Here is a 23,788-nt window from a genome sequence, read left to right on the forward strand (position 1 = left end):
CACGCGCGCCGCCCGCGCGCGCACCGGACGGCCCGGGCGCCGTCCCCCGGCGCCGCCCGGTCTCCCGGCGCGGCGGCCGGTCAGGCGCCGCCCACCGCCGCGAGCAGCGCCAGCGGTGCCGCCGCCGAACGGGACTCCCGTACGCAGGCGTGCGGGTAGGGCACGGGCTGCGCATGGGTGTCTCTGTCGTAGCCCGCGATGACCTCCGGGAGCCGGTGTCCCGCGGCCGTCGCCGCGTCCACGAGCGCGTGCGCCACCGTACGGGCCTCGTCGTGCAGCCCGTACCGCGCGAGCCCCAAGGTGATCAGGGCGTTGTCGTGCGGCCAGACGGAACCACGGTGATACGACAGCGGGTGGTACGCGGGCTGGCCGGAAGCGAGCGTGCGCACTCCCCAGCCGGAGAAGAAGTCCGGTTCGAGGAGCCGCCGGCCGACGAGTTCGCCGTACTCCTTGTCCAGCAGACCGGACCACAGCAGATGCCCCGCGTCCGAGGCGAGCGCGTCGACATGCCGGCCCTCGCCGTCGAGCGCCAGCGCCGGGAAGGCGTGCTCGCTCATCCAGAAGTCCCGCTGGAAACGGTCGCGCAGGTCGGCGGCGGCCTGTTCCAGGAGCGCCGCGTAGACCTCGTCTTCCCAGACCGCGCGGGCCAGTTGGGCGGTGCGGCGCAGCGCGTCGTACGCGTATCCCTGCGCGCCCGCCGCCATCACCGGCCCCGTGGGGCGGCTGCCGTCGGCCGAACAGATGGCGCCCGGGGAGTCCTTCCAGTTCTGGTTGGCGAGGCCGCCGCCGTCCGCGCGGTAGACGAGATAGCCGCGCGAGGTCAGCCCGCCGTGGTCCAGCATCCAGCCGATCGCCGCACGGGCGTTGGGCTCCAGCCGGCGGGCCAGGGCCGTATCGCCGGTGTGCTCGGTGTAGGCGCCGAGCAGCACCAGGAACAGCGGAGTCGCGTCCACCGAACCGTAGTAACGCCCGTACGGCACCTGCCCGAAGTGCGCCAGCTCGCCGTGCCGCACCTCGTGCACGATCTTGCCGGGCTGCGCGACCGCGCCCGCTCCCACCTCGACCGCCTGGGTGGCCGCCAGCGCGGGCAGGGTGGCGGCGGCGAGCTGAGGCCGGTAGGGCAGCGCGAACAGCGAGGTGAGCAGGGCGTCGCGGCCCAGCAGGGTGAGGAACCAGGGGACCCCGGCCGCCGGCACCCGCAGCTCCTCGCCGTCCAGGCCCGTCGCCGGCACCTGGAGGACGGCCAGATCGGACAGGCCGCGCGCACAGGCCGCGGCCAGCTCGGGCCAGCCGGTCGGGAACGGCACCCCCTGCGCGAACTCGTCCTCCAGGGCCAGGAGCCGCTCGCCCGCCGCGGCGGGCGAGGCGGGAACGCGTGGCTCGTGCGTGGCGCCGTGCGGCCGGGCCGCGACGCGCAGCGCCAGCTCCGCCGAGCCGTGCGGTTCGAGGTCGAGGGTCCATACGAGGCGGCGCGCGCCCGTGCCCGTCTCCTCCACCCCGTCCGGAGCGGGCTCGGAGGTGACCGTCGTACGGGACCGCCACTCCCCGCGCCGGTAGCTGAACTCCACGCCGTCGTCCAGGACCTGGCGCTGACGTACGACCCCTGTCTTGGCGTACGTACGGTGGTCGGAGCGCAGTTCGAACTGATCCGTGAAGTCGGCGTCCGCGGTGACCGCGATGCGGACCGTGGTGGCCGTCGGACGATTGCTGGTGACGCGCAGGGCCTCCACGAACGAGCCCTCGGCGACGGCCTGTTCACGGAACAGTGTGTAGGCGGGCGGCTCGTTGCGGCCGCCGCGCGGCACCAGTACACAGCGCGCCGTGTCACCGTCCGCGACCGGCGTGAGTGCCTCGGGCACCGCGCCGTCCACGGTGAGCTGCCAGCGGCTGAGGTGCCGGGCGTCCCGTACGAATAACCCGTCCGGTGAACTGCCGCCTCGTACTCCGCTGATGTCCCCTCCGTCGCCCACGGCGGCGAACGTCCCACCGTGCACGAGCAGATGATGCCGGTCCGTCATCCCCGGTCCCCTCCCTTGGCTTCCGTCCCGAACTCGCATGCGCGCTGTCCCGCACCGCCGGCGCCCGTGCCGAACGCCGTGTCGGTCAACGCGTCGCGCCCCTGCGGGGTCACGAGCGATGGCGCGCCGGAGGGCTCGTGCAGCAGATCGAGCGTCAGTGCCGCCGTCCAGCTGAAACCGAGTGCTCCGCAGGCCTCGCCGGTGAACGGGTCCACGTACTCCGCGAACCCGGACTCCCCGGCGGTGTCCAGCAGGGCGGCCCGCAGCGCGTCCGCCCGTCCGTGCTCCCCGTGCAGCCGCAGCCCGCGCTCCAGCAGCCAGTTGGTGTTGAACCAGGCGGGCCCCCGCCAGTAGCGGTGCGGATCGAACGCCTCGCCCGTCAGGTCGTAACTGGGTACGAGGCGCGCCGCTTCACCCAGCCCGAAATGCGGCCCGCCCGCCGTCCGTACGAGCGTGGCGGCGATGTCACGTGGCAGCGCGGGCAGGATGAGGGGCAGCAGCCCGGCGACACTGCGCTCGGGAATCAGCGCCCCACGCCCGCCGTTCCCGCCGCTTCCCGCGGAGCCGCCGCCCGCACCGGTCCTGTCGCCGCCGCCGTCGCCGCTCGCCTCGCTCCGCCCGTCGCGGCAGAAGAACATGCCCTCCGCCGGGTCCCACAGCCGGTCCACCAGCGCCGCCGTCAGCCGTTCCGCGCGCGCGTGGCGGGCGGTCCCCGCCGCGCCCAGCTCCTGCGCGATGCAGGCCAGCGCGTGCTCCGAGGCGATCAGCAGGGCGTTGAACGCCGGGTCCTCGACGGCGAACTCGCCGCCGCCGTCGGCGTACCCCCGGTCCCGGTAGTCCGCGGCCAGCCGTACATACCGCCCGTAGTCGAGATCCGTCGGCCGGTCCTCGGGAGCGCCGTGGTCGAGGTCGGCGCGCCGGAAGGAGCGGGCCGGCGCCGGGGTGACCCGGCCGAGCGGGGCGTCCCAGCAGGGGCTGTTGTCCATCCCCTGCTCCCAGGGATGGACCACGCTGGCGAGGCCGCCGCCGCCCAGGTCCCGGCGGTGCAGGAGATAGCGGTGCCAGGCCGCCAGGCGGGGATACATCCGGGAGAGGAACGAGCGGGCCCTGGACAGTCCCGGGTCCGCCCGGTGCACCAGCCACACCGCGAGCGCGTGCACCGGTGGCTGCACGATGCCCGACGTCTGTACCGTGCGCGGGGCGCCCGCGGCGCGCCCGGCGGTGGAGGAACGCCAGAAGTCGGGGCTAGGGAAGTACGCGTCGAGCGGGACGGAGGGGTTGAACACGATGTGCGGCACACGCCCGTCGGCCCACTGCGCGCCGAGCAGGGTCTCCAGCTCCGTCTGCGCCCGCAGCGGGGACAGATGGCGCAGGCCGATCGCGATGAACGCAGAGTCCCAGGACCACTGGTGTGGGTACAGACCGCGGGAGGGCACCGTGGACGTTCCGGTCCAGTTGCCGTCCAGCACCCGGCAGGCCCTGAGGTGCAGCGACCCCGACGGACCGCCGGGATCGTATACGGGTGGTCCGCTGCGGACGATCTCGGCCGCACGGGGCGGGGAGGGCGGGCCGGAGGCGCGCGAGGGCATCCCGGTGGTGCCCGCAGGGGCCATGAGGCCCCGGTGCAGGGCGGTGAGCTGGGTTGTGCTGTCCACTCAGGTCTCCCCGAAGACGTCCGGCCGGCCGGTTCGGCAGTATCTGCCGTAGGGTTACGTCTATTTAACACGCAAAACTCAATATGTAATGCAGAGTTGGGGAACGCAAGAGGGTGCGCATGACAGAAAGGCGGGGAGTGACCGTGAAGACCGGGAACCAGGCAAGCGCCGGAGAACTGCTCGAACTGGTGCGCAGCGGCCGGGCCACCACGCGCGGGGCGCTCCAGCGGGCCACCGGTCTGTCGCGGGCCACGGTCGGCCAGCGCCTGGACCGGCTGTTCCGCGCGGGCTGGCTCCGCGAGGGGGCGGGCGGTCCCGTCGACTCGCCGCTCGGCGGGCGCCCCTCCATCACCCTGGAGTTCGACGACGAACACGCCGTCGTCCTCGCCGCCGACCTCGACACCCGGCACGGCCGGGCCGCCGTCCTCACCCTGACCGGTGAGATCCTCGCCGAGCACGCGGGACCCCTGGTGATCGACGACGGCCCCGAGGCGGTCCTCGGTGAGCTCGGACGCTGGTTCGCCGAGCTGGTCGTGAAGTCCGGCCGGCCGGCCGACGCCGTCTGCGGCATCGGGCTCGCGGTGCCGGGTCCCGTCGACAGCGAGACCGGCCGCGTGGTCCAGCCGCCGATCATGCCGGGCTGGGACGGTTACGACATAAGGGGCCGGCTGGGCCGCGCCTTCGCCGAGCACGCGGGCACCGGTGCCGTCCGGGTCCCCGTGCTCGTCGACAACGACGCCAACCTCATGGCGTACGGGGAGCAGCGCGCCGGCTATCCGGACTGCTCGGCGTTCGCGCTGGTCAAGGTCTCCACCGGTATCGGCGCGGGCATGGTCGTCGGCGGCACCGTCTACCGGGGCGTCGACGGCGGCGCCGGGGACATCGGGCACATCCGGGTGGGCGCCGACGCGCTGTGCCGGTGCGGCTCGTACGGCTGTCTGGCCGCCGTCGCCAGCGGTGGCGCGGTGGCGCGCCGGCTCGCGGAGTCCGGCGTCGCGGCCTCGTCCGGCTCGGACGTGCGCGAGCTGCTGGCGGCCGGGCACCCCGAGGCGACGGCGCTCGCGCGGGAGGCGGGCCGCCAGGTCGGGGACGTCCTGGCCACCGTGGTGACGCTGCTCAACCCGGGCGTGCTGATGATCGCCGGGGATCTGGCCGGAACCCCGTTCCTCACGGGCGTACGGGAACTGCTGTACCAGCGGGCGCTGCCCCGCTCCACCGCCCATCTGGACGTGGTGACCTCCCGGCTCGGCGAGCGGGCCGGCCTCGTGGGCGCGGGTGCGCTGGTCGTGGAGCACCTGTACGCGCCGGAGCGGGCCGAGGAGCGGCTGGCGGCTCTCGGGGTGTGACGGACGGGGCCACGCGTTCCGGGGTGATCGGTTCCGGGGCCATCCGTGCGGGCGCCGCGACCGAGTTCGCCCGCGCGGACGTCGCGGCCGGGATCACTCGAGCGGTCATCGCGAGCGAGTTCGCCCCTGCCGTCATCGCGGCCGGGTTCACTCGTGCGGGCATCGCGGCGCGGCATCCGTGTGAGACATCCGCGGGCCGCGCCCGTATCCCCGTGTGTCGCGCCCGGATCGTGGTCCGGATGATGAAATCTGACTCCTCCTGGTGGCGTGATTCTCGCCACCCTTGATAAGGGTCACGCTCAGATGAGCGGATCTTGTGCGACTGCACTTCCCTAAGGGGTGGCACTCAGTGCCACCCTCTGATCGTTCATCGATTAAACTCAGACGTGCCTGAGCCTGCTCACTTGAGCGTCAGGGACGGTCTACGGGCGTTGATTCGTTCAAGAAGTGAAAACATCAGACGCGATGACTTGCCAAGCCTTGACTTTGGATCTGGTGGCGGACGACTGGTTACAGGCACATGACGCGCAAGTGGACGTACCCAGGTGCCTTCGATCTGGGTATGTTCCCCGTCGTCAGGGCAGCCACCGCGACGTCGAGGAGTCGAGACTCGTGTCGGAAAACAAAGATCCCCACGTAGCCGAAAGCGGCGTTGGCGGAGCGAAGTTCGTTTATGACTTCACCGAGGGCAACAGGGACCTCAAGGACCTGCTCGGAGGCAAGGGTGCCAACCTCGCCGAAATGACCAACCTGGGTCTTCCCGTCCCGCCCGGCTTCACCATCACCACCGAGGCGTGCAAGACCTACCTCGACAGTGGCGAGGAGCCGGCGGCCCTGCGTGACGAGGTGAGTGCGCACCTCGTGGCCCTCGAAGCCACGATGGGCAAGAAGCTCGGCCAGGCCGACGACCCGCTGCTCGTCTCCGTCCGCTCCGGGGCCAAGTTCTCCATGCCCGGCATGATGGACACCGTCCTGAACATCGGGCTCTCCGACAAGTCCGTGCTGGGTCTGTCCCGGCAGTCCGGCGACGACCGCTTCGCGTGGGACTCCTACCGCCGTCTCATCCAGATGTTCGGCAAGACCGTCCTCGGCGTGGACGGCGAGCTCTTCGAGGAGGCTCTGGACGCGGCGAAGGACCTCAAGAAGGTCACCGTCGACACGGACCTGGAGGCGGCCGACCTCAAGAAGCTCGTCACCAAGTTCAAGAAGATCGTCAAGACCGAGGCCGGCCGGGACTTCCCGCAGGACCCGCGCGAGCAGATGGACCTCGCCATCAAGGCGGTCTTCGAGTCCTGGAACACCGACCGCGCCAAGCTCTACCGCCGCCAGGAGCGCATCCCCGGCGACCTCGGCACGGCCGTCAACGTCTGTTCGATGGTCTTCGGCAACCTCGGCCCCGACTCCGGCACCGGCGTCGCCTTCACCCGCGACCCCGCCTCCGGCCACCAGGGCGTCTACGGCGACTACCTCCAGAACGCCCAGGGCGAGGACGTCGTCGCGGGCATCCGCAACACGGTCCCGCTCGCCGAGCTGGAGTCGATCGACAAGAAGTCGTACGACCAGCTCATGCAGATCATGGAGACCCTGGAGAACCACTACAAGGATCTCTGCGACATCGAGTTCACCATCGAGCGCGGCCAGCTCTGGATGCTCCAGACCCGCGTCGGCAAGCGCACGGCGGGCGCGGCCTTCCGCATCGCCACGCAGCTCGTGGACCAGGGCCTGATCGACGAGGCCGAGGCACTCCAGCGGGTGACGGGCGCCCAGCTCGCGCAGCTGATGTTCCCGCGCTTCGACGAGGACGCGAAGGTCCAGCAGGTCGGCCGGGGCATCGCCGCGTCGCCGGGCGCCGCCGTCGGCAAGGCCGTCTTCGACTCGTACACCGCGGTGAAGTGGTCCCGTTCCGGCGAGAAGGTCATCCTGGTCCGCCGCGAGACGAACCCCGACGACCTGGACGGCATGATCGCCGCCGAGGGCATCCTCACCTCGCGCGGCGGCAAGACCTCCCACGCGGCCGTCGTCGCCCGCGGCATGGGCAAGACCTGTGTCTGCGGCGCCGAGGAGCTGGAGGTCGACACCAAGCGCCGCCGGATGACCGTGCCCGGCGGGCACGTCGTCGAGGAGGGCGACCTCATCTCGATCGACGGCTCCAGCGGCAAGGTGTACCTCGGTGAGGTCCCCGTCGTGCCGTCCCCGGTCGTCGAGTACTTCGAGGGCCGGATGCACGCGGGCGCCGACGACGCCGACGAACTGGTCGAGGCCGTCCACCGGATCATGGCCTTCGCCGACCGCAAGCGCAGCCTGCGTGTACGCGCCAACGCCGACAACGCCGAGGACGCGCTGCGCGCCCGCCGCTTCGGCGCCCAGGGCATCGGTCTGTGCCGCACGGAGCACATGTTCCTGGGCGACCGCCGTGGGCTGGTCGAGCGCCTGATCCTCGCGGACACCGAGGCCGAGCGCGAGGAGTCGCTGAAGGCGCTCCTGCCGCTCCAGAAGAAGGACTTCGTGGAGCTGTTCTCGGCGATGGACGGCCTCCCGGTCACCGTCCGTCTCCTCGACCCGCCGCTGCACGAGTTCCTGCCGGACATCACCGAGCTGTCGGTGCGGGTCGCGCTCGCCGAGTCCCGCAAGGACTCCAACGAGAACGACCTCCGTCTCCTCCAGGCCGTGCACCGGCTGCACGAGCAGAACCCGATGCTGGGCCTGCGCGGTGTGCGCCTCGGCCTGGTCATCCCCGGCCTGTTCACCATGCAGGTACGGGCCATCGCGGAGGCGGCAGCCGAGCGCAAGAACGCCAAGGGCGACCCGCGCGCGGAGATCATGATCCCGCTCGTCGGCACCGTCCAGGAGCTGGAGATCGTCCGCGAGGAGGCCGACCAGGTCATCGCCGAGGTCGAGGCGGCCACCGGCGTGCACCTGAAGCTGGCGATCGGCACGATGATCGAGCTGCCGCGCGCCGCGCTGACGGCCGGCCAGATCGCCGAGGCGGCGGAGTTCTTCTCCTTCGGCACGAACGACCTCACCCAGACGGTGTGGGGCTTCAGCCGCGACGACGTGGAGGCCTCCTTCTTCACGGCGTACCTGGAGAAGGGCATCTTCGGCGTCAGCCCCTTCGAGACGATCGACAGGGACGGCGTCGGCTCCCTGGTCAAGTCCGCGGTGAAGGCCGGCCGCGAGACGCGCCCCGACCTGAAGCTCGGCGTCTGCGGCGAGCACGGCGGTGACCCCGAGTCGGTCCACTTCTTCCACGAGGTGGGACTCGACTACGTCTCCTGCTCCCCGTTCCGCATCCCGGTCGCCCGCCTGGAAGCGGGCCGGGCGGCCTCCAGCTCGAAGGGCAGCGACCACCGCTAGCCCCTGAGCACCGGACCCCGGGTCCGCCGCCTGTCCCCGACCCTCAACACCGATGGGCGGCGGCCCGGCCCACGAGAAAGGGCGACACCCTGTGCGGGGGTGCCGCCCTTTCGGGGTTTTCGGCGGGCGCTGTCGAGCTACGTCGCTGACCAGGCAAGGCGGACACGTGATGCACGGCCGGCCACAACCATTTCCGCACCTGGCGGGTCACACCTGTGAAGTACGGCGGGCCGGGACCCTCCCGGCGCGCGGGGAAGGGTTCGGCCGGATGGCACGACGATCACGGGTACGCGCGGTCGCGACGGCGGTGGCGGGCGCGCTGGCGCTGATGGCGGGGCTGTTCGGCACGGGTCCGGCCCGCGCCGACGCGGCGGACGGCGTACGAGGGATGACGGTCCGGTTCGTCGAGCACGAGATCTTCATCGGGACGGAGCCGGCGAACGCGTTCGTGGCCTACCGGTGGAAGGTGGCCGGCGGGGGCGCGGCACACCACGTCCACCTGACCGTCGACCTGTCCGGAGTGGCCGACTTCGCCGAGCCGGCACCGTCGGAGCACTGCGACGGCAACCTCTGCACGCTGGACCTGACGTCCGCCACCTCGGACTACCACGCCATCACGCTGGTGCCGAAGCCCGGTGCGGCCATCGGCAGCAGCGGCACCATGACCGTCGCCGGCACGGCGTCGGACGCCACCGTCACCGGCGACCACGTCACCCTGACCAACGGCAAGACGCAGCTGAAGGTGAGCGAGTCCGCCGAGCAGCTGGACCAGGTGCCGGGCGACATGCTGACCTTTCCGCTCGACGTGTGGAACACCGGCCAACTCCCGGCGGCCAAGGGGGTGGAGCTGCGGATCGACACCACCGCCGGGCTGCACCTCCAGGGCTCCTGGGCCAACTGCCGCGACGTGTCCGCGAGCGGCCGCGGGGGGCACATCGTGCACGAGACCCTGTGCGACTTCCCCACCCCGGTGGAGCCCGGCCGGCAGTACGCGTTGTCGTCGCCGCTGCGGGTCAAGGTCGGCGACGAGGCCCTGCACGACAAGATCTACTACGACGTCACCCCGCTCGCCGACGCCGCCCCGGCGAACGGCCCCGGGACCCCGCTGACCCTGGTCCCCGATGGCGCGACGCCGTCCGACGACAACCACGAGCCGTCCTTCACCACCTACGTCGACAGCGTCAACCACGCCGACTTCGCCGTCACCGGGGACACCGCCACCGGGCGGCGCGGCGGTCACGCCACGCTGCACGTCACCGTGGTCGACCGGGGGCCGGCGCTGGTGGAGGACCTCCTCGACGACGAGACCGGTCTCACGGTCCTCGTCAAGCTGCCGCCGGGCACGAAGGCCACGAAGATCCCGCACGACTGCTACCCGCCGGGCACGGACGGGTCGTACCACGGCCCCCGGCTGGGCTGGACCACCTACGAGTGCTACTTCGGCGACCCCGCCCCGGGAGACAGACACGTCCTGTCGTTCACCTTCGCCATCGGCCCCCGTACCCCGGCCGTCTCCGCGGGCCAGATCCAGACGCAGGAGTTCTTCGAGGGGTTCGACCCCGACGCCTCCAACGACAGCGCGCCGCTGATCCTGCGGCTGGCGCAGGGCGGCTCTTCCGCAGGGTCCGGACCGCTGGCCGGCACCGGATTCGGCGGCGGCTGGATCGGCTGGGCGGCCGGCGCGCTGTTGCTGGCCGGTGGTGTGGCCGTAGCGCTCTCCCGACGGTCCCGCGGCGGGAACTGACGCCTCGTCCGGGGGTCCGGAGGGGCCCCGGACGGGTCAGGGACGGAAGCCGTCGGTGACGGTCGCAGCAGCAGCGCCCGCGCCGGCATGCTCTCCACCGACCCGATGCAGCCCGGCACTTGCGTGCGAGGGGTTCCGGCAAGGTCGCCGGCCGGCAGGGCTGTTGTGTGGTGTCCGCGTGCAACCATCGGGCGCGTTCGAATGTCTGAACGGGCATCCCGAGGTCGGCCGCGGGGCGGATCCGGCAGGGGTCGGGTGGCAGGACCCCCGGGGGCCGCGCAGCACAGACGGAGGACCGTGGACACGCAAGGCGGCAGCGACATCGACCCCGCGGACCAGTGGGTCCTCGACCCGGAGACCGGCGAGTACCGGCTGAGAACAGGAGCCGATGGCGCGTCGGCCGCCACGGTGCCGGGGCAGAGAAGGGGTCGCGCGCGCCGCGACGGGGAGCCGCGGCCCGTCCCGGAGCCGGGCGAGGGCGCTCGCCGCGGCGGTGCGGGGAGGCCGCGGAAAGCCAAGCGGTCCACGAAGCGGAAGGTCCTGACGTGGACCGCGGGGACGCTGGGCTTCGTGCTGCTGGCGGGCAGTACCGGGGCCTACCTGCTGTACCGCCACTTCAACGACAACATCAGCACGGTCGACGTCGGCACGGCGGGCAGCAAGAACGCGACCAGCGACGACGCGGTGAACATCCTGGTCATCGGCACCGACAGCCGAATAGGCCTGGGCGGGAAGTACGGAGACGCCGGGAGCCCGGGCCACGCCGACACCACGATCCTCTTCCATGTGGCGAAGGACCGGTCGAACGCGACGGCGATGAGTATCCCGCGCGACATGGTCACCGGCATCCCGGACTGCCCGACCAAGCAGAAGGACGGCTCCACCAAGACGATCAAGGGGACGCCCAGAGCGACCTTCAGCCCGCGCTTCAACGAGAGTCTCGGCCAGGCGGGCCGCGACCCGGGCTGCACCATGCGGACCGTCACCCAACTCACCGGCCTGCCGGTCGACCACTTCATCCTGGTCGACTTCGAGGCGGTGAAGACCCTCTCCTCGGCTGTCGGAGGCGTCCCGATCTGTCTCACCCACGCCATCGACGACACGGACCGCCAGGGCCAGGGCTCCCATCTGCGTCTGGCCGCCGGCCCGCACACGGTCCAGGGCGAACAGGCTCTGCAGTTCGTCAGGACCCGTCACTCGCTGAAGAACGGCAGCGACCTGGACCGCATCGACCTGCAGAAGCAGTTCCTGGGTTCGATGATCCGTCAGATGAAGTCCCGCAACACCCTCACCGATCCCGGGAAGCTCTTCAAACTGGCGAACGCGGCCACCAAGTCGCTCACGGTGGACACCGGGATCGGCGGGGTCGGCAAGCTCACCGACCTCGCCAAGGATCTCAACCGGGTCGACTCCGAGCACATCACCTTCACGACGTTCCCGGTCGTCGACAACCCGGCCGAGGGGAAGAATCACCGGACCGTGGTGGCCGACGGGACCAGGGCGCCCGCGCTTCTCGCGGCGATCAAGAACGACGTCTCGCTGACCGAGGTCGCGAAGAAGCCCACGGCCGCAGACGCCAAGCTGAAGGGCTCCAAGGCGGACCCGTCGCGGGTGCGGGTCGTCGTCTACAACGGGGGCGGCCCCCAGGGCGCGGCGCAGACCACCCTTCAGTGGCTGCAGAACACCAAGGGCGTCGCCCACTCCACCAACGGCGGCAACGCCTCCGGGGCGCGGCAGGACCGTACGACCCTGGCCTACGGGCCCGACCAGGCCGACCAGGCCCGGTCCCTCGCCGCGATGATGGGTCTGTCCGCCTCGGCCCTCCACCCCGCCAAGGACGGCTCACGCACCGGCACCGACATGACGCTCACCCTCGGACGTGACTTCCAGGGGCCCGGAGTGCCTCTCACCGGCCCGGCCAAGCCCCCGGCCGGCATCCCGCAGTCGCATGCCGACAAGAACGTGTGCGTCGGCTGACAGTGGGCTGACGCGAGTGCCGCAACCCGGACTCCGGGGAGCCGAACGGGGTAGCCCCGCGTGCACCGGGCCATGGCGGGTTCCAGTCTGGGCCCATGATGAGCATCCGTCCCTGGGTCGTTGTCGAGCCGCCGGACAGCCGTGGGCTGCGGCGGGTCGTCGTGGGCGGGGAGACGGTGGGTCATGCCTGGTCGGCGGCCGGACTGCGGAGGATCCTCGGGCGTCTCGGTCACCCGGAGGACCTGGACCTGGAGGATCCGGCAACCGTCTGCTGGCGCGGAGGTGACAGCGGGGCGTGGCCCGACCGCGCGGGGAGACGGCACGCGGTCACCGCGCTCATGGCGGCCGGGCTGCTCGCGTCCATGGTCCTCAGCGCGATCGTCGGGGGGCCGGACGCCTTCGGGGCCCTGACCTTCGCGCAACGGCTCAACGGGATCGTGTTCGTCCTGTCGGGCGCGGTGCAGGGCGTGGCGGCCGCCGCGGCACTCGACTACGGGGGGAAACGACAGTTCCGTGCCTCCGGGGCGATCGTCCTGCTCGGCGTGCTCATCTCCCTGGCCACCGACAGTCTGCTGCTGTTCATGTGGCTCGAAGAGAGGGAGTTCACGCCCTATGTGCTGGTGTTCATGCCCCTTTGGTGCTGGTCTCTGTGGGCCCTTTGCCTTCTTGTGCGGAACAGGTCGTGGAAGGAAATCCCCCAGCCCAAGAGGTTCGCGGCCGGAGTGGTCGCCACCGCGCTCCTGACCGGCGTCAGCCTGGCGTATTCGACCATGTACCAGCCCGCGGCGGCCCCGATGCACCTCCATCTGAAGGCGGAATTCGGGAGGTCGCGGGTGGATCGTTCACTCGGGTTTCTCCAGGTCCCGCTGACGCTTTACATGAAGAACACCGGAGGGATTCCGGTGTACATCCTGAACGACAGCTACACGGTCTCCGGCAGAGGGGGCGCGTACTCCAGAAACCCTGCCGACAGGGACCTGATGCGGGAGTGGCGGGAGAGCGCGGGCCGGCGGGGCGAGGACTCGGGGGAAGCGGAGCGCTACGTCGACCACCTCGTGCACACCACGATCAGCAGCGGACATTTCTACGGCCCCGGCAACCGGCTCGAAATCGGGGAGGAATACGCGCGCAAGCATGTGTTCCAGCTTCCCAAGGATGCCAGGTACGACATCCTGAGCGTCGACCTCACGATCTCCTACATGAGGAAGGACCGGGGGAAACTCGGCGTGGAGGAATTCAAAACCCCTCATTATTCATGGGATCCGCATGCCGGGCGATACTACTGCGCCCCGGAGAAGGGTTGTTTCCGACAGATCATTTACCACGGGAAAGTGCGGCACAACGACAACCTCGTCAATCTGACGCGCAGGCCGCGCTATGTGACGGCGATCTGGTCCCCGGGACGCGACCCCGAGTCGTTCATCTCCCCGTTCGACTTCAAAGGGGAGACGGGTCTGGTGCAGAAGGAGAAGAGGGAGCTGGGAAGATACGGGGTCGCGGAGGCGCATGTGAGTTACGAGGTCTCCCTCGCGGAGCTGCTGGCTCCGCCCCCTGTCCTGCTGCCACCGGGCTATTCGAGCCAGGTGCCGACGGCGACCCCGTAGTCCTCGTCGAGGTAAGCGGCGGTCGACTGGCAGTAGGAGGCCCGCTGGCCGATGGTGGACCACAGATCGTCCTTGGGGACGACCTTGGCGAGCTCGGTGACGAGCGGTGCGATCTTGATCGGCGCGCGGACGTTCTCGTTGTTCCGCAACTCGGCGAGGACGTCGAGCGCGATGTCGCTCTTCTCCTTGCTCTTCCAGAAGTCCTTGACCCCTTCCGGGCGCCAACTGCCGGGAACCAGGTCCTTCAGCTCCTGGGGGAGTTCGTCCCCGGCCGACGATTCGAATATGGCGTTGGTGCAGGTCTCGGCCGCCTTGCCGAGGGGGTCCTCCGGCCGTCCCCGGGCCGAGCCCGCGGCCTCCTGCTGGTCGCTGATGCGAGCGGACCGGTCCCGCATGTCCTTCTCGGCTTCGGTCCGGTCCTTCGACGACGACTCGGGATCGCTGAACACCCGCAGTTTCTCGTTCTGCTCGTGCACGGCCTGAACGAGCGCGTACCGGTGCTTCGGAGGCATGGCCGCGGCCGTGCTCGCCGGGGACGTCCGCGGGGTGGTGGAGGCGTCCGCCTGCGCGACGCTCATCTGTTCCTCGAACCCCCGAAGCGAGGCCGTCTGATGGTCACCCGTCACCGCGCTGCTCAGCCCTTCCGTGATCGCCAGCAGCTGTTCTCGCAGCTCCGCGGGTGTCCGGGAGTCGCAGATCATGTCCAGCGCGGACGTCGTGCGCTTCATGACCAGGAGGACGGAGGACCGCGTCTCGGGCGGCACCTGCGCGTCGTATCCCGCCTTCAGGGCGGAGGACACCTGCTTCACGAGTGCGGTCAGCTGTTTCCGGAGCCGCGGAGGTGTGCCGTCGTCGCCGGTGGCCGTCAGCGCGATGGTCAGATGGTCGGCGCTCTCGATGACTCCCTGCCGGTCCCGCAGCGACGTCTCGGGGTCCTGGACCGCTTCGAGCGTGGTGGTCAATTCGTCGACAGTCGGCGCGAGTTCCCCGGGAACGATTGCCTTCGTCTCGTTCAGGCGCGTCGAGACGTCCTTGATCTGTTCCGCCTGTTCGGCGAGGGGGTCGGTGTTCCCCCGGCCCGTGTCACCGGAGCCCGGAGGCTGTGACGACTCGTCAGAGGCCGCTGTGTGCCCCGGATCCGACGACGCGGTACTCGGTGCGGAGGTGGTGCCGCCGGGCGTGGGCGTGCCACTCGGTGCGGAGGCCGTGCCGCTGGGCGCCGGCGGGTCACTCGGCGTCGGCGAGGGAGGCGGGCTGTCCCCCGGAGGAGGGGGTGGTGTGCTCGCGACCGCCGACGATCCGCTCGTGCCGGGGGTCTGGAGCGCGGCTATCGCACTGGTCAGGCCTGCCGGGAACGCGAGGGTCGCGGCCAAGAGGGATGCGTTGACGCTGTGGACGGCGCGTCGCCTGGAGGTTCTGGCCATGGGGGTTCCAGATGCGCTTCGCGGGGTGCTTGCTTCATCCGTTGCGGACCGGGCCCACATTCCACTGTTCACCTGGTCGGTGCGCCCCGCAACGCGGGCGCCGGCCTCGGGTTTGTCCTCGCGGAGTACGGGGACTTCGCAGGTGACCGGGGTGGGCGCGCGGTACGGGATCCGGAGCGGCGCGTGCCGGGCGGACCGGCTTCCGTAGGCTGAGGCCGAGGGCGATGTCGAGGCAGTGGGAGGCGCGGAGCATGGGTGGCTGGGGCGCGAAGGACATACCGGCGCAGCGGGGGCGGATCGCCGTCGTCACCGGGGCCAACAGCGGACTGGGGCTCGTCACCGCGCGCGAGCTGGCGCGAGGCGGGGCCCGGGTGGTGCTCGCCTGCCGCAGTGAGGTGCGTGGCAGGGAGGCGGCCGAGCGGATCGTCGCCGAAGTGCCCCGAGCCGAGGTGGAGTTCGGCCGTCTCGATCTCGGAGACCTCGCGTCCGTACGGGAGTTCGCGGACTCCTTCTCCTACGACCGCCTCGACCTGCTCGTGAACAACGCGGGCGTGATGGCGCTGCCGTACGGGACGACGGCCGACGGGTTCGAGACGCAGTTCGGGGTCAACCACCTGGGGCACTTCGCCCTCACCGGGCTGCTGGCCCCCGTCCTGCTCGCGACGCCCGGCGCGCGGATCGTGACCGTGTCCAGCATGATGCACGCCCTCGCCGACCTCGACCTCGACGACCTCAACAGCGAGAAGGCGTACCGCAAGTGGATCGCCTACGGCCGGTCCAAGAGCGCCAACCTCCTCTTCACTCACGAGCTGGCACGGCGGCTGTCCGGCGCCGGGTCCGACGTCGTCGCGGCCGCGGCGCACCCCGGGTACGCCTCCACCAACCTGCAGACCACCGGGCCCCGGCTGGAAGGGCGCAAGGGAGCCGAGCGGCTGATGGAGATCGGCAACCGCGTCTTCGGGCAGAGCGCCGAGGCCGGGGCCCTGCCGACGCTGTACGCGGCCACCGCGCCCGGAGTGCGGCCCGACACCTTCGTCGGACCGTCCTTCGCGATGTGGCGCGGCTCGCCCTCGACGTCCTGGCGGGCCGGCCGGACCCGCGACGACACCAGGGCGGAGCTGCTCTGGGCCGCCTCGGAGCGGCTGACGGGCGTCGTCTACGAGGGTCTCAAGGGCTGACGGCCGCGAGCCCGGCCCAGCGGTTCGGCCGGTGGCAGGCCGGGCGGTCCGGCCGGGCGGTCGGGCCGGTGGCAGGGCCGGGCGGTCGGGCCGGGTGATCCGGTGGCCGGGCCGGCTCAGGCGGCCCGCACCTCGTACGTCGCCACCCCTACCTCCTCGTCGTCCAGGCACCGCCCGGACTCCAGGTCGAAGCGCTGCTTGAGCAGCGGCGAGGCGACGAAGGGGCGGCCCCGGTGGGTGCCGGTCAGCCCGCGGGAGAGCACCGCGGCCCCGCTGAACGGATCACGGTTGTCGATCGCGTACGGCCGTCCCGCGCGGTCGGTGAACAGAGCGACCTGGCGGCCGTCCGGGAGGAGGGCGGCGACGCCCCGCCCCGGGGTCAGCAGGGACAGCTCGCAGACCGTGAACCAGTCGCCCTCCAGCAGGAGCTGGAGCGTGGGGGCCGTCGTCGTCCGGGTCGTCTCGGGTGCCAGGGTCATCGCTGGGCACTTCCTTCCAGGGCCTCAAGGGGACGGTGTCCGATGGTCAGCAGCGGCAGGTCGGGCTTGATCTGGTCGCGCTCGGGAACGAAGCCGACGACCGGGTCCGGGGTGTCCGGGGCGTTCACGAACGACACGAACCGGGACAGCTTCTCCGGGTCGTTGATGGTCTCGGCCCACTCGTCCCGGTAGTTCGCGACATGCGCGGTCATCAGCGACTCCAACTCCTCGCAGATGCCGAGCGAGTTCTCCACGACCACCTCGCGGACGTGGTCGAGGCCGCCGGGGATCCGCTCCAGCCAGGTCGAGGTGCGCTCCAGGCGGTCCGCGGTGCGGATGTAGAACATCAGGAAGCGGTCGATCAGACGGACCAGTTCGGCGTCCGACAGGTCCTGGGCCAGCAGGTCCGCGTGGCGCGGGGTCGCGCCGCCGTTGCCGCCGACGTAGAGGTTCCAGCCGTTGGAGGTGGCGATGATGCCGAAGTCCTTCGACTGGGCCTCGGCGCACTCGCGGGCGCACCCGGAGACCGCCGACTTGAGCTTGTGCGGGGACCGCAGACCCCGGTAGCGCAGCTCCAGGTCGATCGCCATCCTGACCGAGTCCTGCACGCCGTACCGGCACCAGGTCTGCCCGACGCAGGACTTCACCGTCCGCAGCGATTTGCCGTACGCGTGCCCGGACTCGAAGCCGGCGTCCACCAGCCGTGCCCAGATCAGCGGGAGTTGCTCCACGCGAGCACCGAACAGGTCGATCCGCTGACCGCCGGTGATCTTCGTGTAGAGCCCGAAGTCCCGGGCCACCTCGCCGATCACGATCAGCTTCTCGGGAGTGATCTCGCCGCCGGGGATGCGCGGCACGATCGAGTACGAGCCGTTCTTCTGGAGGTTGGCGAGGAAGTGGTCGTTGGTGTCCTGGAGCGCGGCCTGTTCGCCGTCCAGGACGTAGCCGTCGGCGCCGATCGTGGGGGCGAGGGAGGCGATGACCGAGCCCACGGCGGGCTTGCAGACCTCGCAGCCGTCACCGCCCCGGGCGTCCTCGCGGCCGTACCGGTCCAGCAGCGTCCGGTACGAGGTGGTCCTGAGCGCCAGGACGATCTCGTACAGCTCCTCGCGGGTCTGTCCGAAGCAGCCGCACAGGCCCTTGTCGACCTCGACGCCGCTCGCCTCCAGCTCGGCGGTGACCAGCTGGCTGAGCACCTTGACGCAACTGCCGCAGCCCGTACCGGCCTTGGTGCACTTCTTCACCTCGGGGACGGTGGTGCAGGAGTGCTCGCTCACCGCGCCGCGGATCGTGCCCTTGGTGACGTTGTGGCAGGAGCAGACGACCGCCTCGTCCGGCAGCGCGGACGGGCCGAGCTGTACGGTCCCGCCCGCCCCCGCCGGCAGGACCAGGGACTCCGGGGAGACCGGCGGGACCGAGCCGGTGAAGGCGCGCAGCGTTCCGTACGCCTCCGCGTCGCCGATCAGGATGCCGCCGAGCAGGGTGCCGTCCCGGCCGATGACCAGCTTCTTGTACAGGCCCGCGCGGGAGTCGGAGTAGACGACGTCCAGGCAGTCCTCGGTGGTGCCGTGGGCGTCACCGAAGGAGGCCACGTCGACGCCGAGCAGCTTGAGCTTGGTGGACAGGTCCGCGCCCGTGAACGCCTTCTCGTCCTCGGCGAGGGTCGCCGCGGCCGTCTCCGCCTGCTCGTAGCCGGGCGCCACCAGGCCGTACACCCGGCCGTCCGCCGCCAGCGCGCACTCGCCGATCGCGAACACCCGGGGGTCGGCGACCGTACGGCACTGCTCGTCGACGGTGATGCCGCCGCGCTCGCCGACCGTCAGACCGCAGTCGCGGGCGAGTTGGTCGCGGGGGCGGACACCGGCGGAGAACACCACCAGGTCGGTGGAGAGTTCGGAGCCGTCGGAGAGCTTCATGCCCGTGACCGCGCCGTCCTCGCCGACCACGATCGCCTGTGTGCCCACGCCCGTGTGGACGGACAGGCCCATGTCCTCGATCGTGCGCAGGAGCGCGGCCCCGCCTCCGTCGTCGACCTGCACCGGCATCAGCCGGGGTGCGAACTCCACGATGTGGCTGGTGAGTCCGAGGCCCTTGAGCGCACCCGCGGCCTCCAGGCCCAGCAGACCGCCGCCGACGACGGCTCCGGTCGTCGCCCGCGACCTCGCGTACTCCTCGATGGCGAGCAGGTCGTCGATCGTGCGGTAGACGAAACAGCCCTCGGCGTCCTTGCCGGGGACCGGCGGAACGAAGGGGAAGGAACCGGTGGCCAGGACGAGGGTGTCGTAGCCGACCGTCAGACCGGACCTGGCCGTCACGGTGCGGGCGGCCCGGTCGACCGACTCGGCGGGGTCGCCGACGTGCAGCTCGATGCCGTGCCCGCGGATGAACTCCATGTCGGTCAGGGAGAGATCCTCGGGGGTCTTCCCGGAGAAGTACGAGGTGAGGGCGACACGGTCGTAGGCGGGGCGCGGCTCCTCGCACAGCACGACCACGCGGTGTGTGGCGGTCAGACCGCGTTCGGCGAGCGCTTCGAGGAAGCGCTGGCCGACCATGCCGTGGCCGACGAGCACGATCGTGGGGCGGGGCCGGCCCCCGTCGGTGGCGGTCGTGGACATCAGGAGCCTCCATCGTTGGTGAGCAGGTGGAGCAGGGGGGCGCCGTCCGCGGGGAGCGGCTCGGCTCCCTCCCAGGCGCGGGCGAGCGCGCCGACGGTGCCGAGTTCGCCGACGAGAACCCCGCCGACCAGGCGGTCGTCGCGGACGACGACCCTGCGGTAGGTGCCGCGGGTGGCGTCCGTGAGCTGGACGACGTCGTCGCCGGGGCGCGGTTCGGTCTCGCCGAACGCGGCCAGGTCGAAGGGGGCGAGACCGGAGGGCGTGGGCCCGGAAGGGGCGCCCCGTCCGGTCAGGGTGAGCCGGGTCAGTGAACGGGTGCCGGTGTAGCGGGCGTCGGTGGCTCCCGCGAGCAGTCCGGCCAGCAGGTCCGCCTGTTCCAGGGCGGGGGCGGCGAGACCGTAGACCGTGCCGTCGTGCTGGGCGCAGTCGCCGAGGGCGCGGATGTGCGGGTCGCTGGTGCGCAGTTCGTCGTCGACGAGGACGCCCTTGTGGACGGCGAGACCGGCCTCCCTGGCCAGGCCCGCGCGCGGACGCACCCCGCAGGCCAGCACCACCAGGTCGGCGTCGAGCGCGTAGCCGTCGGCCAGTTCCACCGAGCGGACCGCGCCGCCCGGGCAGCGCACGTTCCGTACCCGGCACTCGGTGTGCACCTCGACGCCGAGGCCGAGCAGATGCCGCAGCACCAGCTTCGAGGCGCTCGGGTCGAGCTGGCGTTCCATGAGCCGCTCGGACTGCTGGGCGAGGACCACCTGGGCGCCACGCACGGCGAGTGCCCGGGCGGCGGAGACGCCCAGCAGACCGCCGCCGACGACGACCGCCCGTGTCCCCGGCCGCAGCGCCTTCGACAGGCCCAGGCAGTCGTCCATGGTGCGGAACGCGTGGACACCCTCGGGCAGTTCGTGGTCGGGGGCGCTGTGCCTTCCCGGGGGACGCCCCCCGGACTCCTGGCCGGAAGAGCGGGCCGGATCGCCTGCCCGGTGTGCCGATGCGAGGTGCGTGTCCGTGAACAGGCCGCGCAGCGGCGGCAGCACCGGGTTGGAGCCGGTGGCCAGGACCAGCGTGTCGTACGCGATCTCCGTACCGTCCGCGCAGCGCACGGTCCGCGCGAGGCGGTCGATGCCGGTGACCCGGGCGCGGACCAGTTCCGGCGGGGCCGGGAGCGAGATCACCTCCGGCGCGTAGCGTCCGGCCAGCACCTCGGCCAGCAGCACCCGGTTGTAGGGCAGGTGCTCCTCCTCGCCGACGACCAGCGCGGACCCGCCGAGCTCACCGAGCCGCCGGGCGAACCGGACGCCCGCGAGGCCGGCACCGATCACCACCACACGCGTATTCGAGGTCATGACCACACCGTGCGGTGCCGGTGTTACCCGGTGGCATCACCCCTGTTTCCCGGGAGGAACGCTGCCCTCAGCGGGGACGGGGCGGCGGTGTGAGGGAGCGGGGGAGGCGGGCCCCGGGCCGGAGGGCGCGGTGACCGGCCGCGCGAACCTCTGGAATCGCTCAAGCTTCCCGGGGTCCGTGCATCGCGCATCCATCCGTCCCTTAGGGTCGCGATCATGCCCGACATATCTCTGACCACGCTTCTTGTGCTCTGTGTCGCCGCGCTGGCGGCCGGCTGGATCGACGCGGTGGTCGGCGGCGGAGGGCTGCTCCTGCTGCCCGCCATGCTGCTCGGGCTGCCGGCCGGCACCTCGGCGGCGTACGCGCTCGGCACGAACAAGGCGGTCGCGATCGTCGGCACCACGGGCGCAGCGGTGACGTACGCGCGCAAGACCCCCGTGGACGTGCGGCTGGCCGTACGGATCGGCGTCGCGGCCCTCGCCGGTTCGACGGCGGGCGCGTTCGTCGCGGCCGGGCTGAGCACCGACGTGCTCAAGCCGGTCGTCATGGTCGTCCTGCTCGCCGTCGGTACGTTCGTGATCCTGCGGCCCGCCTTCGGCACGGCGCCGCCGACCACCCCGGTCAGCGCGCGCCGGGTCCTCGCCGCGATCGGCCTGGCGGGCCTCGGCATCGGCTTCTACGACGGGCTCATCGGCCCCGGCACGGGCACGTTCCTCGTGCTCGCCCTCACCGCGCTGCTCCACCTCGACCTGGTGACCGCCTCCGCCACCGCCAAGATCGTCAACTGCTGCACCAACGCGGGCGCCCTCGCGACGTTCGCCTGGAAGGGCACGGTGTTCTGGGAGCTCGCCGCCCTGATGGCCGTGTTCAATCTGGCGGGCGGCATGGTGGGGGCGCGGACCGCGCTCAAGCAGGGCAGCGGGTTCGTCCGGGCGGTCCTGCTGACGGTGGTGTTCGCGCTGGTGGCGAACCTGGCGTACCAGCAGTGGCTCGCCTGAACCCGGCCCCGGCAGCCGTTCGTTCCTCGCGCCCCGGTGACGTTCGGCGGCCCGCGCCGGACTACCGGCTGCTGCCGGTGAGATGGGCGAAGACGACCACGTTCCCCTGGTAGCCCGTCGTCTGCGAGTAGCCGCCCCCGCAGGTGATGACCCGCAGCTCCGGCCGGCGCGCGGCGCCGTACACCTTCGCGTCGGGGAAGGAACGGGAGTCGTACACCTCGACGGCGTCGACGGTGAAGACGGCCGTTCTGCCGTCGAGCCGGTCCACCTCGACGGTGCTGCCCGTGCGGAGCGAGCCCAGGTCGTAGAAGACGGCGGGGCCTTCCGCGTTGTCGACGTGCCCGGCCACGATCGCCGTACCGCGTTCACCGGGGCTGGTCCCGGCCTCGTACCAGCCCGCCAGGTTCTTCTTCCGCGCGGGCGGCACGTCCAGGCTGCCCTGCGGGGTGAGGCCGAGGCCGATCAGGGGAGCGTCGACGCCGATCCCGGGGATGCGGATGCGGTCGGGCGGGGAGTGGGGCATCGCGGGGGCGGTGGACCGCGCACGGTTTCCGGCGGACGCCGCCTGTGCCGCGGACGGCTGGGGAGGCGGGTGCGCCTCGGCGCCGCTGCCCAGCAGCCAGGCACCCGAGCACAGGGCGACGACCGTGACCGACGCTATGACGGCATTGCTGACCCGGCGCACGCGAGCCTCCTCACGGGTTCCCTTCAGGGGTGGGACCGGCCGGCGCCCGCGACGGCCGTGGGGGTGTTCGGACGATGCCGGTCCCTTCCCCCTCCGGGCCGCGAGGGGCGTCGGGCCACGGAGGGGGAGGGACGGCGGTACCGGTGGACGGACAGCGGAGGGTGTCCGTCAGATCCCGTCGCCTCTCGCCCGGCGATGCAGGAGCCAGGTACCGCCCGCGGCGGCGACGGCCAGAGCCGCCACTCCCGCCGCGGTCTGAACGGGGTCGGGGCCCAGCGCGCCGCCGACACCCGTGTCCACATGCCCGCGCGGCTGGACCTGCTCGCGCGTGGCGGCGAGGGTCACCAGGAGGTCGCCGGTGACGCGCAGGCCGTGGGAGCACGTCGCGACGATCTCGTACGTCCCCGGCTGCGCGCTCGGCGGCACCTGGAACTGGCCGATCGCGTCGTGCTCGTGCGCGCTGGCGGCGAGCGTGAAGGAACCGCCGCCCACCGCGCCCGCGTCCCCGCTCGCGGTGCCGTCCGAGCCGCACGCGGCCGTGTTGACGGTGACGTCCGCGCCGGGGACGACGCTGGAGGGGAACACCTCCAGGCTTCCGGTGTCCCCGCCGTACACGGGTGCGGCGGCCAGCCCCGCGACGGCGACGGCCAGCGCGGTGCCGGTCAGCAGACGGGCGGTACGTCGCATCGTGCCAGCTCCTCCGAGGGGGCACGGCCCGCGGCACCCTCAAGTGCCGCAGCGTCGGTCGCACCCCTGCTCTTCCGAGGTAAGTGGCACAGGACCGGAACCGCTCTCTGATGGAGCGTCAGAAATGATGTGAACGGGTGTCAGACATGACGCCGGACGGGGCGGGAGCCCCGGCATTCCGGCAGGTCACCGGTGTGAACCTGGTGTACCGCGCACGGGAATCCGAAGGAGCCGGGGCGCGGGTGTGAACGGGTGACGGGTGACCCGGCGCTCGTCCGCCGGGGGAGTCCGGGCCCGTCCGCCGAGGGGTGCGGGCCCGCCCGCCGGGGGTGCGGGCTCTCTCGCCGGGGAGTCCGCGTCCGTCCTCCGGGAGTTTCGGCCGATCCGGACGCCGGTGATCCTCGGCGGCGGGGCGACGATCCTCCCCGAGGGCGGGACGGAACGCCCGCTCGAACACGTTTCCGCCGTCACCGCGAGGACCCGGTGCGGACGTGCGTGGGTAACGGCCGGTGCGGGAGGAGTAGCGGCGGCCGGGGACGGACATGCTCCCCCGGAGCCGTGGGGGGGGGGCCCCGCCCGCGCCCCCCCCCCCCCCCCCCGCCGCAGACAACAAAAAACCAAACCCACAGCGCCCCCCCCGCCCAGGCGGGGGAAACCCCCAGCAACCCCCCCCACCCCCCCCC

15 protein-coding genes are annotated in these 23,788 nt (G+C 71.8%); 7 read left to right on the forward strand and 8 right to left on the reverse strand.

The window, feature by feature from the left end; all coding sequences use genetic code 11:
* Nucleotides 1-80 precede the first annotated feature (80 nt).
* Together ACF07B_RS02650 and ACF07B_RS02655 are read right to left on the reverse strand one after the other, a co-directional pair.
* The gene (locus ACF07B_RS02650; protein WP_392177492.1) at nucleotides 81-2,018 is read right to left on the reverse strand and encodes a glycogen debranching N-terminal domain-containing protein; all 1,938 of its coding nucleotides are present in this window, start codon (nucleotides 2,016-2,018) and stop codon (nucleotides 81-83) included.
* Nucleotides 2,015-3,631, reverse strand: a complete 1,617-nt coding sequence (locus tag ACF07B_RS02655; protein WP_392177947.1) for a hypothetical protein — start codon at nucleotides 3,629-3,631, stop codon at nucleotides 2,015-2,017. Before ACF07B_RS02655 ends, ACF07B_RS02650 begins: the two co-directional genes overlap by 4 nt.
* Before the next feature lie 161 nt (nucleotides 3,632-3,792).
* Between ACF07B_RS02655 and ACF07B_RS02660 the strand changes: the two genes are divergently transcribed.
* The 5 genes from ACF07B_RS02660 (at nucleotide 3,793) to ACF07B_RS02680 (ending at nucleotide 13,698) form a co-directional block, all read left to right on the forward strand.
* The gene (locus ACF07B_RS02660) at nucleotides 3,793-5,019 is read left to right on the forward strand and encodes an ROK family protein (protein ID WP_392177493.1); all 1,227 of its coding nucleotides are present in this window, start codon (nucleotides 3,793-3,795) and stop codon (nucleotides 5,017-5,019) included.
* 612 nt (nucleotides 5,020-5,631) lie between these two features.
* Nucleotides 5,632-8,373 (forward strand): pyruvate, phosphate dikinase, encoded by a 2,742-nt coding sequence (ppdK, locus tag ACF07B_RS02665; protein WP_392177494.1) that lies wholly within the window; start codon nucleotides 5,632-5,634, stop codon nucleotides 8,371-8,373.
* A 268-nt stretch (nucleotides 8,374-8,641) separates the two neighbouring features.
* Nucleotides 8,642-10,117, forward strand: a complete 1,476-nt coding sequence (locus ACF07B_RS02670) for a hypothetical protein (RefSeq protein WP_392177495.1) — start codon at nucleotides 8,642-8,644, stop codon at nucleotides 10,115-10,117.
* 297 nt (nucleotides 10,118-10,414) lie between these two features.
* Nucleotides 10,415-12,094, forward strand: coding sequence for an LCP family protein (locus tag ACF07B_RS02675; protein ID WP_392177496.1), 1,680 nt, complete (start codon nucleotides 10,415-10,417; stop codon nucleotides 12,092-12,094).
* Nucleotides 12,095-12,189: 95 nt separating this feature from the next.
* Nucleotides 12,190-13,698, forward strand: a complete 1,509-nt coding sequence (locus ACF07B_RS02680; RefSeq protein WP_392177497.1) for a hypothetical protein — start codon at nucleotides 12,190-12,192, stop codon at nucleotides 13,696-13,698.
* Here ACF07B_RS02680 and ACF07B_RS02685 read toward each other — a convergent pair.
* Complete coding sequence (locus tag ACF07B_RS02685) at nucleotides 13,665-14,660, reverse strand: hypothetical protein (protein ID WP_392177498.1); 996 nt, start codon at nucleotides 14,658-14,660, stop codon at nucleotides 13,665-13,667. The genes ACF07B_RS02680 and ACF07B_RS02685 overlap by 34 nt on opposite strands.
* Before the next feature lie 713 nt (nucleotides 14,661-15,373).
* Between ACF07B_RS02685 and ACF07B_RS02690 the strand changes: the two genes are divergently transcribed.
* Nucleotides 15,374-16,300, forward strand: coding sequence for an oxidoreductase (locus ACF07B_RS02690; protein WP_392177948.1), 927 nt, complete (start codon nucleotides 15,374-15,376; stop codon nucleotides 16,298-16,300).
* Between the two features lie 116 nt (nucleotides 16,301-16,416).
* On the opposite strand, the gene nirD is transcribed toward ACF07B_RS02690, so the two are convergent.
* From nirD to ACF07B_RS02705, 3 genes are read right to left on the reverse strand one after another with little or no spacing between them, the layout of a single operon-like run.
* Nucleotides 16,417-16,779 carry a nitrite reductase small subunit NirD gene (nirD, locus tag ACF07B_RS02695; protein ID WP_369482102.1) on the reverse strand — a complete coding sequence of 121 codons (363 nt, stop codon included), beginning with the start codon at nucleotides 16,777-16,779 and terminating at the stop codon, nucleotides 16,417-16,419.
* Nucleotides 16,776-19,394, reverse strand: coding sequence for a nitrite reductase large subunit NirB (gene nirB / locus ACF07B_RS02700; RefSeq protein ID WP_392177499.1), 2,619 nt, complete (start codon nucleotides 19,392-19,394; stop codon nucleotides 16,776-16,778). The genes nirD and nirB overlap by 4 nt, the downstream gene beginning before the upstream one ends.
* Nucleotides 19,394-20,734 carry an NAD(P)/FAD-dependent oxidoreductase gene (locus ACF07B_RS02705; protein ID WP_392177500.1) on the reverse strand — a complete coding sequence of 447 codons (1,341 nt, stop codon included), beginning with the start codon at nucleotides 20,732-20,734 and terminating at the stop codon, nucleotides 19,394-19,396. Before ACF07B_RS02705 ends, nirB begins: the two co-directional genes overlap by 1 nt.
* A 216-nt stretch (nucleotides 20,735-20,950) precedes the next feature.
* On the opposite strand from ACF07B_RS02705, the gene ACF07B_RS02710 reads away from it, so the two are divergent.
* Nucleotides 20,951-21,733 carry a sulfite exporter TauE/SafE family protein gene (locus ACF07B_RS02710; protein WP_392177501.1) on the forward strand — a complete coding sequence of 261 codons (783 nt, stop codon included), beginning with the start codon at nucleotides 20,951-20,953 and terminating at the stop codon, nucleotides 21,731-21,733.
* A gap of 61 nt (nucleotides 21,734-21,794) precedes the next feature.
* On the opposite strand, the gene ACF07B_RS02715 is transcribed toward ACF07B_RS02710, so the two are convergent.
* Entirely contained in the window at nucleotides 21,795-22,418 is a 624-nt protein-coding gene (locus tag ACF07B_RS02715; RefSeq protein ID WP_369482106.1) for a class F sortase, read from the reverse strand.
* 168 nt (nucleotides 22,419-22,586) lie between these two features.
* Nucleotides 22,587-23,105, reverse strand: coding sequence for a hypothetical protein (locus ACF07B_RS02720; protein ID WP_369482107.1), 519 nt, complete (start codon nucleotides 23,103-23,105; stop codon nucleotides 22,587-22,589).
* Nucleotides 23,106-23,788 lie beyond the last annotated feature (683 nt).

The organism is Streptomyces sp. NPDC015532, from assembly GCF_043078065.1.
Classification (GTDB): domain Bacteria; phylum Actinomycetota; class Actinomycetes; order Streptomycetales; family Streptomycetaceae; genus Streptomyces.